General features: G+C 61.9%; 9 protein-coding genes. 2 read left to right on the top strand and 7 right to left on the bottom strand.

Going from position 1 to position 14,726, the window contains the following annotated elements; all coding sequences use genetic code 11:
• The first annotated feature begins 4 nt into the window (after positions 1 to 4).
• Complete coding sequence (locus AEQ63_RS22240) at positions 5 to 298, top strand: hypothetical protein (protein ID WP_064364783.1); 294 nt, start codon at positions 5 to 7, stop codon at positions 296 to 298.
• A 231-nt stretch (positions 299 to 529) separates the two neighbouring features.
• Here AEQ63_RS22240 and AEQ63_RS22235 read toward each other — a convergent pair whose 3' ends face one another.
• From AEQ63_RS22235 to AEQ63_RS22220, 4 genes are all read right to left on the bottom strand, one after another.
• On the bottom strand, positions 530 to 1,063 hold the full coding sequence (locus AEQ63_RS22235) for a hypothetical protein (protein WP_042610038.1): 534 nt from the start codon (positions 1,061 to 1,063) through the stop codon (positions 530 to 532).
• Between the two features lie 79 nt (positions 1,064 to 1,142).
• Positions 1,143 to 3,062 carry a hybrid sensor histidine kinase/response regulator gene (locus tag AEQ63_RS22230; RefSeq protein WP_064364781.1) on the bottom strand — a complete coding sequence of 640 codons (1,920 nt, stop codon included), beginning with the start codon at positions 3,060 to 3,062 and terminating at the stop codon, positions 1,143 to 1,145.
• Positions 3,055 to 5,385, bottom strand: coding sequence for an ATP-dependent DNA helicase (locus tag AEQ63_RS22225; RefSeq protein WP_152972405.1), 2,331 nt, complete (start codon positions 5,383 to 5,385; stop codon positions 3,055 to 3,057). Before AEQ63_RS22225 ends, AEQ63_RS22230 begins: the two co-directional genes overlap by 8 nt.
• Entirely contained in the window at positions 5,382 to 7,034 is a 1,653-nt protein-coding gene (locus AEQ63_RS22220; protein WP_064364779.1) for a VRR-NUC domain-containing protein, read from the bottom strand. Before AEQ63_RS22220 ends, AEQ63_RS22225 begins: the two co-directional genes overlap by 4 nt.
• Positions 7,035 to 7,230: 196 nt before the next feature.
• On the opposite strand from AEQ63_RS22220, the gene AEQ63_RS22215 reads away from it, so the two are divergent.
• On the top strand, positions 7,231 to 7,455 hold the full coding sequence (locus AEQ63_RS22215) for a YgdI/YgdR family lipoprotein (protein WP_042610041.1): 225 nt from the start codon (positions 7,231 to 7,233) through the stop codon (positions 7,453 to 7,455).
• A 118-nt stretch (positions 7,456 to 7,573) separates the two neighbouring features.
• Here AEQ63_RS22215 and AEQ63_RS22210 read toward each other — a convergent pair whose 3' ends face one another.
• The 3 genes from AEQ63_RS22210 to AEQ63_RS22200 form a co-directional block, all read right to left on the bottom strand.
• Positions 7,574 to 9,427 carry a polyurethane esterase gene (locus AEQ63_RS22210; RefSeq protein WP_064364777.1) on the bottom strand — a complete coding sequence of 618 codons (1,854 nt, stop codon included), beginning with the start codon at positions 9,425 to 9,427 and terminating at the stop codon, positions 7,574 to 7,576.
• Positions 9,428 to 9,670: 243 nt separating this feature from the next.
• Positions 9,671 to 11,359: a polyurethane esterase gene (locus tag AEQ63_RS22205; RefSeq protein ID WP_064364776.1), complete on the bottom strand. Its 1,689-nt coding sequence runs from the start codon at positions 11,357 to 11,359 to the stop codon at positions 9,671 to 9,673.
• Positions 11,360 to 11,417: 58 nt separating this feature from the next.
• Complete coding sequence (locus AEQ63_RS22200; RefSeq protein WP_064364773.1) at positions 11,418 to 14,495, bottom strand: autotransporter serine protease; 3,078 nt, start codon at positions 14,493 to 14,495, stop codon at positions 11,418 to 11,420.
• Positions 14,496 to 14,726 lie beyond the last annotated feature (231 nt).

Below are 14,726 nucleotides of genomic sequence, written 5' to 3'. Positions count from 1 at the left end.
AGTCATGAACGAATGCTCGACTCCTGCGCAAATCAAGGCTTGCAGAGCACTGGCTCTGGAACGCAATCGTCAACTGTTCGAAGAAGCCCACGAACTGAACCGAGCGGCGAATGCGCTGCTGGAACAGACACCGACCGACTTCGAACGCTTTGAGCAATACCGGGCACTGCGCAAGAAAGCCGACGCGAAATTTGAAGATGCGATTGATCATCTGTGTGTGCTGAACGAGGATTTCCCGCCGATTCCGGCGGCGTTGCAGAATGCTGTTACTGCGCGGCGTGAGCTGGAAACGGCGTGATAAAAGTCAAAAGCCCCTCACCCTAGCCCTCTCCGGAGGGAGAGGGGGCTGACCGAGGTGTTCTTGCGTATTGCACCGACCTGATACCGCGTCGACTAGAAGTTTTGAAAAGCGTGAAAATCGGCTCCCTTTCCCCCTCGCACCCCTGGGGGAGAGGGCTGGGGTGAGGGGGTAAGATCTCACAGACACCACAAAATCCAGCACCTGTCCCCTGCCCCCGACCAACCCACCTCAAGGATTGGTCACCTGAATAAACACCGCATACACCCCCAACATCACCCAGAACGTTGCAAAGATCCAAGGCGTGCGCACCGAGAACAGCAGCGACTTGCGATAGCCCTTGTGGCTCGATTCCATTTCACTGAACAGCGGCGATTCGTCATACGCCGCGCCCATCACCGGCTCGCTGTGCAGCAACTGGCTCTGCTTGAAGTGCCAGTGATCGATGATGTCGTACGCCGCGCGAATCCCCGGCCAGGCATTCAGTGAACTGAGCACGCCAAGCAGTGCCAGAAACGGCGGCACGACGAGGGTGAACATCTTGCCCCACTCCGGATTGAGGTTGGCCATGCACGAGGCGAAGGCGATCACCAGAAACGACTGCGCTGCCAGGTAGGCGTCGGTGCGGTTGGCGAGGATGCTGGTTTCGTACTGGATTTCCCGGCGATAGAAATCCAGCCGCTCCTTGGGTGAGCCAAACATCTTGGCGTCGTGTTCGGCCAAGGCTTCTTCAACAGCGCTTGGCTGGGTCAATATGCGAGGCAAGAGACGTGCCCTCCAAAAGTGAACAAGACCTTTTGGAAAGGCACGCGTCCAGACTAGTTCAGCCGGATCGACCAGCGCGTCACTTCATCGACTGGGCGATGATCTGCACCAGATTCAACTGGGTGAACGGTTTCGGCAGGCGCGGCAGTTCGGCGGCGAAACCTTCGAGGCGTTCGGCGTAACCGGTGGCGAGAATGATCGGCAGATCCGGCTTGAGCAGGCGCAGGGCATGAGCCAGTTGCGCGCCGCTCATGTGCGGCATGGCCATGTCGGTGATCACCAGATCGATCACCTCGCCTTGATCGAACATCGCCAACGCCTTGGCGCCGGAGGTCGCGCCGATGACGCGATGGCCGAGGTCTTCGAGGAGCAGGCTGGTGCTGGTCAGCACCAGTGAGTCGTCGTCGACCACCAGCACACTGAGCCTTGGCACCGCAATGGGCGCCGCGTTGCTATAGACCGGTCGGCTGACCGGACGCTCAAGCGCCACCGGAATCCACAGCTCGGCGGAGGTGCCCCGGCCCTTCTCGCTCTTGAGAATAAAGCGCCCGCCCAACTGCTCGATAAAGCCATGCACCATCGACAAGCCCAGACCGGTGCCCTTACCCAAACCCTTGGTGGTGAAGAACGGGTCACGGGCGCAGGCCAGCGTGGCTTCGTCCATGCCTTCGCCGCTGTCGATGAGGCTCAGGCAGACGTAACGGCCTGCCGCTAAAGTCGAATGAGTTTGCTCAAGCACCACTTCCGCCTGCGCCTGGATGACCACCGTGCCGCCATCGGGCATGGCGTCGCGGGCATTGGTCGCCAGATTGAGAATCGCCAGTTCCAGCTGATTGCTGTCGGCCAGCACGGGCTGAAGATCTGCGGGGAAGCGCGTTTCGATGCGAATCCCCGGCCCCAGCGAGCTGCGCAGGAGCCCGGTGATGCCTTGCACCAATTGCGGGATATCCACCGATTCGGTCTGCAGTTCCTGGCGGCGGGCAAAGGCCAGCATGCGCTGGGTCAGCGAGACACCGCGCAAGGCACCTTGGGTGGCGTTCTCCAGCAGTCGAGCGATTTTCGGCGCGTCGCCGATGCGCTTCTGCACGATCTCGAGGTTGCCGAGAATCACCGTCAGCAGGTTGTTGAAGTCATGGGCGATACCGCCGCTGAGTTGGCCGATCGCCTGCATCTTCTGCGCCTGGAACAACGCCTCGCGGGTCTTTTCCAGGGCTTGCTGCGCTTCGTGCGCCTCGGTCACATCGCGGGTGATCTTGGCAAAGCCGAGCAGCGTGCCGGTGTCGCCACGAATCGCATCGACCACCACGTGAGCGAGAAAGCGCGTGCCATCCTTGCGCATCCGCCAGCTGCGGTTCTCGAACCGGCCCTCGCGGGTGGCAATTGCCAATGAACGCTGGGGCTCGCCGAGTTCGCGGTCTTCGGGGGTGTAGAAAATCGAAAAATGCTGGCCGATGATTTCTTCCGGCAGGTAACCCTTGATGCGCTGCGCGCCCTGGTTCCAGTTACTGACGCAACCTTCAGGACTGAGCATATAGATCGCATAGTCGGTGACGCCCTGCACCAGCAGGCGGAACTGCTGTTCGCTTCGCTTGAGGGTTTCCTCGGCCATTTTACGGTCGGTGAGGTCGCGGGTGATCTTGGCGAACCCGAGCAATTTGCCGGTGGGGTCGATGATCGGGTCGATCACCACGTGCGACCAGAAATGCGTGCCGTCCTTGCGCACGCGCCAGCCCTCGCCTTCGAAGCGTCCTTCACGGATCGCGGTGTCCAGCGCCCGTTGCGGCATGCCGTTGGCACGGTCTTCAGGGGTATAGAAGCGCGAAAAGTGTTCGCCGATGATTTCCGCTTCTTCGTAACCCTTGAAACGCTTGGCGCCGGAGTTCCAACTGGTGATGGTACCGTCGGGATCGATCATGTAGATCGCGTAGTCGACAACCGCGTCGATCAGCAGCCGGAAACGGCTGTCGTCGATCGCTGCGGTTCTGTTGTTCTCACTCATCACACTCACCAGCCACTGTCATGGGCTGAAGTATGCGTGAATCCGCCGATTTGAAAAGTGCCGGCTCGCTTTTGATCGCCCACCAGCGCGGCAACAACTGCTTGATGCGGCTTTCGGCAAAGCGATCGTCGATGAGCATCACCGTGCCGCGATCCTCGCGGGTGCGAATCACCCGCCCGGCGGCCTGTACGACTTTCTGCATCCCCGGGTACAGATAGGTGTAGTCGTAACCGGCGCCAAAAATGGCGGCCATGCGCCGCTTCATCTGCTCGTTGACCGGGTTGAGCTGCGCCAGTCCCAGCGTGGCGATGAACGCACCGATCAGCCGCGCGCCGGGCAGATCGATGCCCTCGCCGAACGCCCCGCCCAGCACCGCAAACCCGACGCCCTGGCTGTCGGCGCTGAACTGGTCGAGAAACGCCTGCCGCGCGCCCTCGGCCATGCCCCTCGACTGCAGCCACTGAGTGATCTGCGGGTGGCGCTCAGCCAATAATGTCGCCACCTGTTGCAGGTAATCGAAACTGCTGAAGAACGCCAGATAGTTGCCCGGGCGCTCGCTGAACTGGCGGGCGATCAGCTCGACAATCGGTTCCAGCGAGGCCTGGCGCTGGTTGAAACGGGTGGAGATCTGGCTGACGATGTGCACCTGCAACTGCTCGGCACTGAACGGCGATTCGACGTCGATGCACACCGTGTCGGCGGGGGTGCCGAGCAGGTCAGCGTAATAGTTGCGCGGGCTCAGCGTGGCCGAGAACAGCACGCTGCTGCGCGCCGCGGTCAGGCGCGGGCCGATGAATGCCGCCGGCACTACGTTGCGCAAGCACAGTTGCGACAGCGGACGCTTGCGGTCGAGGTCGCGTTTGCTGATATCGAACAGGTAATGCTCGTCGTACAGCTCGGCGACCCGGGCGAATTGCAGCAGATCGAAATAGAAGTTCTGCAAACCGCTGTCGACGCCTTGCGGATGCTCATTGAGGTAATCGCCGATGGCCGCGCAGCACAGGGAAATGGCTTGCAGGAGTTTGTCCGGGGCTTTGTCGTAGGCCTGATAAGCCGCCAATTGCGGCGCATGCAGCGCGTTCCATTCGCGGTTGACCCGTTGCAGGGAATTCTTCAGCGCTGCCGGCGCGGTTTTGCGCACGCTGGCGAGGGTGAACTGGTCGAGACTGGCGCTGTACATCTGCCGGCCACGCTCGACGAGGTTGTGGGCCTCGTCGGCGAGCACAGCGACTTTCCACTGATTGAGCTGGGCGAGACCGAACAGCAGCGCACTGAAATCGAAGTAATAGTTGTAGTCGGCAACCACGACGTCCGCCCAGCGGGCCATTTCCTGGCTCAGATAATAAGGACACACGCTGTGCTGCCCGGCGACTTCACGCATCGCTGCCTGATCCAGCAGGTTGATCTGGCTGGCGGCTTCGCGGGCGGCCGGCAAGCGATCATAAAAACCTTGGGCCAACGGACAGGATTCGCCATGACAGGCTTTGTCCGGGTGTTCGCAGGCCTTGTCGCGGGCGACCATTTCCATCACCCGCAATGGCAAATCAGGTGTTTGTCTGAACAACACCTGAGAGGCATCCAGTGCCAGTTTGCGCCCCGGGGTCTTGGCGGTGAGAAAGAACACCTTGTCCAGCTGCTGCGGCGCCAGCGCCTTGAGCATCGGAAACAGCGTGCCGAGGGTTTTGCCAATGCCCGTCGGCGCCTGGGCCATCAGGCAGCGCCCGGTGCTGACGGCTTTGAACACCGACTCGGCCAGATGCCGCTGGCCAGGACGAAAATCCGCGTGCGGGAACGCCAGTTGCTGCGCGGCCAGATTGCGCGCTTCGCGGTGGGCCATTTCCTGCTCGGCCCATTGCAAAAACAAAGCGCACTGCTGCGCGAAAAACCTCTTCAGCGCTTCGGCGCTGTGGGCTTCGACCAGGCAGGTTTCCTTTTCACTGACGATGTCGAAATACACCAGCGCCAGATTGATCTGCTCCAGTTGCAGTTTCTCGCACATCAACCAGCCGTAGACCTTCGCCTGCGCCCAGTGCAGCTGGCGATGATTGGCCGGTTGCTTGCTCAGGTCGCCGCGGTAGGTTTTCACTTCCTCCAGGCAGTTTTGCGCCGGGTCGTAGCCGTCCGCCCTGCCCTTGACCCGCAATTCGCCGAACTCGCCTTGCAGCGCCACTTCGCTCAGGTACTGCTCGCTGCGCCGCGACGCCACGGTGCGATGGCCGACGATGCCTTCCAGCGCCGTCGGCGAGGGGGTGAAGCGCAGGTCGAGATCGCCGGTCTTGGCGGTGAACTCACACAGTGCGCGGACGGCGACGCTGTAACTCAAGCGCTCTGCTCCGCCCATTGCACGTAACACACGGCCACCGGCATCCGGTGCTCGTGGCAGAACTCCAGCCAGCGTAGTTGATTGTCCTGCAAGCGGTCGCCGGGGCCTTTGACTTCGATCATCCGGTAGGTCTTGTGCTGCGGCCAGAACTGGATCAGGTCCGGCATGCCGGCGCGGTTGGCCTTGATGTCGAGCAGCAGGCGCTTGAACCAGTGCTTGAGGTGGTCAGCGGGAAGGCAGGCCAGCGCCTGTTCAAGCAATGCTTCATTGAGCGCGCCCCAGAACACGAACGGCGACTGAATCCCCCATTTATCGACAAAGCGCTGGCGGATCGTCTCGGCGTAGCGGCCGTCGTCGAGCTCGCCCAGACACGCCTGAAACAGCTCGGCGCGGCGCTCGAGGAAATCTTCGCTGAGCAGATCGACCGGGCCGCGCTGGAACGGGTGAAAAAACGCACCCGGCAACGGCGCGAAAATCGCCGGCCAGCACAACAGGCCGAACAGCGAGTTGATCAGGCTGTTCTCGACGTAATGCACCGGGCCGTCATCGGCATGCAAGTGCGCTTGCACATGGAATTCCACCGAGCGCGCCGGATCGACGCGTGGCAAGTGCAAGTCCAGGCGCTCGACCTCTCTCGCCTTGGCTCGCTTGAGCGGCGGGCCACCGAGTTTGCGCCGCAGACGCGGGACGATGCGTTGCAAGCCCTGCTGCTCGGCGGCACTTTGCGGCGCCTGTTCGGCCAGCGTGCCGAGCTCCAGCGCCAGCGCATATTCGCCGCAGCGTTCGAGCACGCGGATCATCCGCAGTCGTGCGCCCGGATAGGCGCAGTCGCGGTAAACGCTCAGGGCCAGGGCGAAATCGCCGATGCGCTCGCCATACTGGCCGATCTGGAACAACGCCTTGGCTTGCCGACGTCGCAGCCACGGGTTGTCGAATTGCACGGCGTTGATCTGTTCGACGATCTCCTCCAGCGGCTCACCCGCCTCGAAACGCAGTTGGCACTGATGCAGGAACAGGCAGGCGTCGACGTCTTCGCGACTGCGCAGGCCTCGGGAATCAGCGCAGAACTCGACTTTTTCATAGGTGAAGATGCCAAGGTCGGCCAGCACGAATTCCGACCAGTCCTGATACAGATTGCCGAAGAACATCAGCCGCAGGCGATCGCAAAGATCCATCAGGGTCAGGCTGAACAGCCGATCCGCCAGTTGCGGCGCCCAGGCGCGCAGGGTTTGCGCTTCGGTGAACTGGTCAGCCAGCAAGGGCAGCCATTCATCCTTGCGTCCTTTCGGCTGGCCTATGAAGGCGCCGAATGCCTGCAGCAGCTCGGCCTTGAGCAAAACATCGAACAGTTCTGCGAGGGTCAGCGCCGCGCGTTCGTCGAGCCAGCCGTGGTCGAGCAATGGCTGCGCCGCCTCAGCGATGTCGCCGATTTCCACATAGTTGAGTTTGCTCGCGCGAAAATGAATGCCCTTGCGCATGACCATGCGCACCAGCAATCCCTGCGAAGCTTGCGGCAGCGTGTTGAAGTCGCGGATGAAGCCGTGTTCGCGTGCGCTCATCACATCAGCGTAGCGAAGTCCAAGCCAATCAAGCACTTGCCGGAAGTTGTTGAGGTAATAGAACGGATCGTCGAGAGGGTTGGAGGTCACGGGAATTCAAAGCCACGGCAAGCGAACACTGGTTATGCGTACAGATACCAGCTCAGCCGTCTCCGGCGCAAACGGAAAAAGATCAATGGCGTTTTTTTCGCGCTGTGATCGAACTTTTCCGCCGATGCTGGCACCAACCGCGTTAGAGGGCCGACAATGCCCGCAATCACATTCAAGCAAGGAGTCAGAGGTGGGTATGAAAATCAAGATGCTGGGCATTCCTGTAGCGGTCGCAGCCCTGTTGGCGCTGGGCGGCTGTTCGACCCAGACCGTGGTGACGCTGCAGAACGGCACCCAATACCTGACCGAGGACATGCCCAAGACCAAGACCGAAGACGGCTTCTATGAGTTCGAGGATATTTCCGGAGCCAAGGTCAAGGTTCGCGCTGATGAAGTAGCGACCGTTCGCAAGGAAGATTGATACACGCCGATCGTTTTTCGCGAGCAGGCTCGCTCCCACACTGGATGTGCGTAGTCCACAAATCCCCTGTAGGAGCGAGCCTGCTCGCGAAGGGGCCGGCACAGGCCCCGCACCAACATCAGGCAATAACAACCCCGTCAGCGCTCAGACTGCCCAGCGCCACCCCCACCAACGTCACCGAATCCGCCCCAAACGTCAGCACTGTGTCCTGCCCAACTGCCGACGCATGTGCGCGGAAATCTTCCCCCGGCAACACACCCTGCACGCCAAGAAACACCAGCTTGTCGTTGGCCGTATAGCCCACCACACGATCCTGGCCGAATGCACCGTGGAACAGAAACGTATCCGCCCCGCCGCCCGATTCCAGCAGATCATTGCCAGCTCCGCCGACAAACACATCGTTGCCCGCGCCGCCGAGCAAATGATCATTGCCCTCAAGCCCGAACAGCCAGTCGCCGCCAGCGTGCGCCTTTAGCGTGTCAGCGCCGGCCGAGCCTTTTACGCTTGATTCATAAGCGGTGAGGTTGCTGCCGACTTTCAACCCCGTGGCAGTGACACTGTGCGCCACGTCATCCTTGAAAACGCCCCAGAGAAAGCCCGGCTCTTTGGTCACGATGCTGCCAATGTCGCGGGTGATGCTGATTGCGCCGTTGGCATCGCGGATGTACAGGTTGCCGGCGCCGTCATCGGCGAAGTCAAAGTTCTTCACCGTCTGCTGCAAGTCGAGCGTGTTGCTGCCCTGCCCGCCCAGAATAATGTTGTAGCCGCCGCTGTCCCGGAAGCTGTCATTGCCGGCGCGCCCTTCAAGGTAGTCATTGCCGCTGCCGCCCTGGATCAGGTCGTTGCCGTCACTGCCGATGATGAAGGTGCTGCCCTTGTGGGTTTCGGCGTTGCGGTTGAGGTCTTGCACCCACGTGTTGGCCCGGGCCGGGTCGGACAGGTTGGCGACGATGATCGTCGAGTCGCGGCTGGTCAGGTCGTAGAACTTCGATTCCAGCACGCGGGTCATGCCGTCGCCATAACCGGTCGGGAGGTGCGAAATCCACGTCGGAATGTTCAGGATCGAATACGGCAGCACGTTCCACGCGCTCGAGGCGTAGTGGTCGTTGAAGCTGACGATGTTGTCGGTGGTCGATACGTGCGGCGCGTCGTGCACGCCCAGCGAAGCACTGCTGAAGGTCGAACCGTCGAGGGCGCGAAATACCGGGTCGTTTTCGTAGCCGATATTCAGCACCTTGTCGCCGCTGCTCTGGGTCGGCGACGCGTAGGCGATGTAATTGGAATCGGCGAAGAATCCATCCCACTTGCCGCCACTCAAGTCGGCCATGCTGTTCACTGCCAGGCCGCCAAGGCTATGGCCGCTGACCAGCACATCCTTGCCGCTGAGGCCGTTGGCCCGGGCGAATGCGACGACATCGTTGAGCAGGTTGCCGAAAGCTTCGCCGACGTAGTTTTTCGCGTAATCGGCCGGGCCGAACGCTGCGAGCAGATCGCTGATCACGTCGCCAATCGAATCGCCAATGAGGATCTCCCGCGGGCCGCTGGTGCCACGAAAGGCAATGCCCAGTTCGGTGAGGTGCCCCTGGGCGTCGTACTTGCCGAGGATTTCCACCTGCGCGCTGGTATAGCCGGCCTTCTCGCCGAAGAACGTTCCGCGTGCATCGGTCTTGCCGTCGTAGCCCAACTGCGCGGCGCTGATTGGCGTCCAGCCAGCCTTTTGCACGGCCTCGAGGGCGAGCTTTTCCGAGTCCGGATTCCACGGGATACCGGGGATCACCCCTTGCGAATCGGTGCCGCCAATCAACGCGGTGACCAGCGTCGCCGGCAGGCCGAGGCCGAAGCCGTTGTGCTGGTAGCCGGCGGCGAAACCGTTGTCGAGGTTGTGATAGGAATACAGCGTGATCGCCATGGCATCGCTGAACAGCGCCTTGGAATCGGCCGTCGTGAGGTTCTTGTAGTCGTATACACCCATTGCCATTGCCTCTCTTGTTGTTGGAATTGTCAGAGATAGCTCACAGCCAGAGCGCAGGGCTCCGGAGCATTCATTACATTTCGCACATTTCCCTTTGTAGGAGTGAGCCTGCTCGCGATAGCGGTGTGTCAGTTGAGAAATTTTTATCTGAAACACCGCTATCGCGAGCAGGCTCACTCCTACAGTTGAATGCGTTTCGTCAGCAAAACCGCTTCCAATTCAGGATCGCCCATCTATTGGGAATCAGGCGAAGACGAAGCTCGAATCAGACAGGTTAGCCACGCCCACGCCAATCAGCGTGACGGCAAAATCGCCAATCTTCAGCACGGTGTCGGCGCCGGACTGCGCGGCATGCTGCTTGTAGTCATAGCCCTGCCCCGCGCCCTCGACGCCCATGAACAGCAATTTGTCGCTGCCCTGATAACCATTGATCGCATCAAAACCGAACGCGCCGCTGAACAGGTAGGTGTTGTTGCCACCCATCGCCGTCATCACGTCGTTGCCGGCGCCGCCAACGAAGGTCACCTGCGCCTTGTCGCTGATCAGTTGGTCATCGCCACCGAGGCCGAACAGCCAGTCGCCGTCCGCCGTGGCGTGCAGCGCATTGCCGTAGCCATCACCGCTGAGCGAATGGTTGTACCGGGTCAGTTCACTGCCGTTGCTCAAGCCCTTGGCGGTGACGCCCCAAGTGAGCTCCTTGCTGCCCCACCATGAACCGGCCTCCTTGCTGACCAGCGCGCCGATGTCGCGGGTCAGGCTGATGCCGCCATAGGCGTCGCGCACGTACAGCGTGCCGTCGCCGTCGTTGGCGAAGCTGAAGTTCTGCAGCGGTTTCTGCAGATCGAAAGTGTTGTGGCCTTGCCCGCCCAAAATCACGTTGTAGCCGCCGTCATCGCGGAAACGGTCATCGCCGCCCAACCCTTCCAGAAAATCGTTGCCCGCCCCGCCCTTGAGCCAGTCGCCGCTCTGCGATCCAATGATGAAAGTGCTGCCGGTGTGCGGCTCGCCGCTGCGGCCCCGGTCCTCGACCCAGGTCTTGCCCCGCGACGCTTCTTCAAGATTGGCGACGATGATCGTCGAGTCTCGCTCGGTCAGGTTGTAGAACGCCGAATCGATCACTCGATTCAAGCCATCGGCATAGCCCAGCGAACTGTGGGCCGACCAGTTCAGCGGGTTGACGATGCTGAACGGCACCAGGTTCTGCGCCGTGGAGGCGTAGTTGTCGGTGAAGTTGACGAGGTTATCGGTGGTCGATTCGTGCGGCTTGTCGTGCTTGCCCATCGACGCCGTGCTGAACGTGGTGCCGTCGAGCACGCGGAACACTGGGTCGTTCTCGAAACCGATATTGAGCACCTGGCCGCCGACGCTGCTCTGGGTCGGCGAGGCGAACGCAATGTAATTGGCGTCCTGGTAGAAGCCACCCCAGTTGTCCGCGCTCAACTCGGCGACGCTGTTGACCCCGAGGCCACCGAGGCTGTGGCCGCTGATCAGCACGTCCCCGGCAGCAATGCCGTTGCCAATCGCGAAAGCGGCGACGGCCTCAAGCAGTTTGTCGAAGGCGTTTTTCGCGTAGTTGCTCGCATAATCCGATGGCCCGACCGCTGCCAGCAGATTGTTTTTCAGATCGCCGAAGGTGTCGCTGTAACCGAGCCCGCCGGTGCCGCGAAAGACAATGCCGAGGCCGATCAGTTTGCCAGCGGCGTCGTATTTGCCGAGCACTTCGGCTTCGGCGCTGGTGAAGCCGTCCTTTTCACCGAAAAACGTACCTTGCGCGCCGACCTTGCCCTGATAGCCCAGCGCCGTCGCAGTGATCGGCGCCCACGCGGTGGCGGGCAAGGGTTTGCCGGTGGGCGTGTAGGCATACAGCGTCAGTGCGATGGCGTCGCTGTACAAGCCTTTGCCGTCGGCATTTTTGTAATCGAACAGTCCCATGTGCAGCGCTCCCTTTTCGTGAAAAACCGGCAGCCCGTGAAGCGCTGCCGGTTACGCCTCAGAACTGCCAGTCGAGGGTCAGACCAACGCCGTGATCCTTCTCGTTGGAACCGATCAGGCCGTTGTAATCGAGGTTGACCCGCACGTCGCGATTGAGCGCCAGACCGGCACGTACACCGACCACGGCGGCATCGCGATCCATCGACACGCTCTGCACGGTGAACGCGCTGTTGCCGTTGGCGAAGGCCAGGTGGCTGTCGGCATCGACGCTGCTCAGGTTGTGCTGCCAGCCGAGGCTCGCGCCCAGCTCCAGTTGATGCTGGTCCGACAGGGCAAAGCTGCGTTTGGCACGCACGCCGAGGGTCGACAGCACCACGTCGCGGTTGTCTTCACCACCCTTGAGCGCGGCGGCGTCACCCTTCTCGGTGAAACTGTCGGTGTTGAGGTGGACGTAGGACAGATTGGCGAACGGCTCGAGGTTCATCGGTTGCAGGCCCAGATCGTAGGCGGCCTCGGTGAACAGTTGCGCGGTGGTCGCGTCACGCTTGGTTTTCTGTTTGCCGCTGACGTCGCCGAACTGCAGATCACGTTTCACATCGATGCGATGCCAGCTGTAGGCGCCGCCGACGGTCAGGCGCAACGCGTCGATTTCATGGCCCAGATACGCGCCCAAGTGGTAGCTGTCGACCGACGCCGAGGAATGCGTGCCGCTGCCCATGCTCAACGAACTGTCGCTGTAACCGGTGACGAAACCGAGACGGGTATCCTCTGCAATCAGACCGTCGACACCGGCCAGCAGCCCACCGATGGAGCTGTTGGAGTCGGCATTCTCATGTCCGCCATCACTCTCGCCCCACGATCCGAGGACCTTGACCCAGACGTTACTGCGATCATCCGTCGGCGCATCGGCATTGAACAGATCACGCTCACGCAGACGCTCGCCGACCGCTTCGCGCAGGTAACGGCTGTCGTTGATCAGCAGCGTGCCAATGGCCGGGTGGATTTCACCCGACAACTGTTGAAAAGCCTGCTGCGCCGACGCCGCGTTTGGCGACAGCAACAGGGTTTCGAACAGCGCATTGCCTGCGCCCAGACGCTCGGCGGCGGCACCGACGGCGCGCTGGTTGGGCGTCAGACCGACGCTGGCAAACGATGCCTCATTCCGCCCGACCGCCAGTTGAATGCCGCCCGCCGAGTAATCGAGGTTGCCGCCGAGGAAGGCGTAATTCGGCAAGACCTGACCGAAGCGCCCTTCAATGCCACCCGCTGCTTGCAGGATGTTGTAACGGGTGCCGAGCAGGCTTTGCACTTCGCCGGTGCTGAGCAAGGTCGGGCTGTTTTCCAGTGACAGGCTCACCGTGGCGCCTTCGACGACCGCTTTGCCGCTCGCAACGATCTGGTCGCTGCTGGTTGGCGACAGCTCTACGGCGTAGGTCGAACCCGGCGCGAAGGTCACGTCACCGGCCACATTCAGAGTGCCGATGGAATTGCCCGGTGCCACCGTACCGCCGCTATTTACCGCCAGTGCGCCGATGCGGCCGTTGCCGCCGAGAACACCACCATCATTCACCGTGACCGCCGATTGCAGCGAGCCATTGATTGCCAGTCGCCCCTGATTGACCAGGGTCGGGCCGCTGTAAGTGTTGTTGCCGGTCAGCACCAGGGTGCCGATGCCTTGCTTGGTCAGACCGCCGTGGCCACCGATGTCGTTGCGCCAGGTGTCGAGGCCGCAAGTGATGTCGCTGCACACGCGCTCGGTCGGTTTGCCCTGATCGATGATCGCGCCGATGCCCGGCAAGTCAGCAACAAACTGGCCGGAGCCGTAAGCGCCCTGCACCCGGAATTCCTCGGGAATATCCTGCTCGGTCACGAACATCGCCGGGCCGTCGATGGCTTTGCGCAGATTGATCATGCCCCAACCGTACAAGGCGTCGATGCCCGGCGCGCCGAGGTCGGTCGCGGTCGTGCGCAAGACGCTGGCGACCTGGTCGCCGCTCATGTACGGAAAGCGCTCCATCAGCACCGCGATGGAACCGGCGACGTGCGGTGCCGCCATCGACGTGCCGTTGTAGTTGGCGTAGCTGGTGGTCAGGTTGCCGGCATTGGTGCCTTCGATGATCGAGCTGTAGATCTTCGTGCCCGGCGCCGAGACGCAGTAACTCGCCGTGTAGCCGCAACGCGAGGAGAACGTGCTGATCACGTAGGGGTTGGCGCTGGCCGCGTCCGGGTTCTGCTGCAACGCGGCGACGGTGATCCAGTTCGGCGCGATGTCCGGGACGAAATAACCCAGGCCGGCGATGGCATCCGGGTTGTTGAGGTTGTAGTCGTTGCCGGCGGCGAAAATGGTGACGATGCCGCTGCGTGCGGCGGCAATCGCACCGTCGTAGGCGCCGCCCGGTTTGGTGCCGAGCAAGGTGCGGATTTCGTTGAATTGCAATTGCGCGTCGTTGACGGTGAAGTGCGGGTACGCCGGATCGCGGCCGCCCAGGTCGAAGCGGTCGGTGATGCCGATGCCCCAGCTGTTGTTGATGATCCGCGCCCCACTGGCGATCAGCGCATCCCAACCGGCCTTGTACACCGCACCATCGTTGCCGCGAACGATGCCGTCCTCCGGCCCCGGGTCGCCGTTGTCGGCGCTGATGATCTGCGCGCCGAACGCGACGCCATGCATCACCCCGCCGTCGCGACTGCCCGCCGCGATGCCGCCAACGTGAGTGCCGTGGGCGCCGAGTTTGCCGTTGGAGCCGACCGAGGGTGAACCGTCATACAGGAACGCATCGCCGGCCTTCACCGGAATGTACGGGTCGGTGTATTCGCGGATACCGCTGGTGACCAGGGTCACCACTTTGTTGCTACCGGAGAACTCCGGATGCGCGGCGTACACCGGCTGATCGAAGATCCCCAATTTCACGCCCTTGCCGGTGTAGCCGGCGGCGTAAGCGTAATCCGCGCCGATCGCGCCAAGGCCCCAGTCAGCCTTGAATTCGTTGCTGCGCCAACTCGACGGATCGCCGTTGCGGCCGTTTTCCACGTAAGGCGCTGCCTGCGCCATCGCACTGGCACAAAGCATTGCGACTGTCAGGGTTTTCAGGGCAAAGCGGCCACCCGATTGCGCGGGGGTATTGTTGTTATCCATCCACGACCTTCCTTAGTGATGTTGCGAAAAATCCTGTTGTCTGTGCTGCCGTGCACGCGATTTGTGGCGAGGGAGCTTGCTCCCGCTCGGCTGCGCAGCAGCCGTAAAATCAGGCACACCCCACTGCCCTCACCCAAGCGCGGGGGGCCCCCCCGCCCCCACCGCCGGAGCACCCCCCCACCCAGCCCGCGGGCCCGCACGCGCCACGACCTCATACCCGACCCCCTACGC

The sequence above is a fragment of the Pseudomonas sp. RIT-PI-o genome (assembly GCF_001297215.1).
GTDB lineage: Bacteria > Pseudomonadota > Gammaproteobacteria > Pseudomonadales > Pseudomonadaceae > Aquipseudomonas > Aquipseudomonas moraviensis_A.
This window is presented reverse-complemented; position numbering and strand designations above follow the sequence as displayed.

Excerpts from the sequence above, each read along its gene's own strand:
- AEQ63_RS22200 (WP_064364773.1), bottom strand. The coding sequence starts at position 14,495 with ATGGATAACAACAATACCCCCGCGCAATCGGGTGGCCGCTTTGCCCTG.
- AEQ63_RS22240 (WP_064364783.1), top strand. The coding sequence starts at position 5 with ATGAACGAATGCTCGACTCCTGCGCAAATCAAGGCTTGCAGAGCACTG.
- AEQ63_RS22205 (WP_064364776.1), bottom strand. The coding sequence starts at position 11,359 with ATGGGACTGTTCGATTACAAAAATGCCGACGGCAAAGGCTTGTACAGC.
- AEQ63_RS22210 (WP_064364777.1), bottom strand. The coding sequence starts at position 9,427 with ATGGGTGTATACGACTACAAGAACCTCACGACGGCCGATTCCAAGGCG.
- AEQ63_RS22230 (WP_064364781.1), bottom strand. The coding sequence starts at position 3,062 with ATGAGTGAGAACAACAGAACCGCAGCGATCGACGACAGCCGTTTCCGG.
- AEQ63_RS22215 (WP_042610041.1), top strand. The coding sequence starts at position 7,231 with ATGAAAATCAAGATGCTGGGCATTCCTGTAGCGGTCGCAGCCCTGTTG.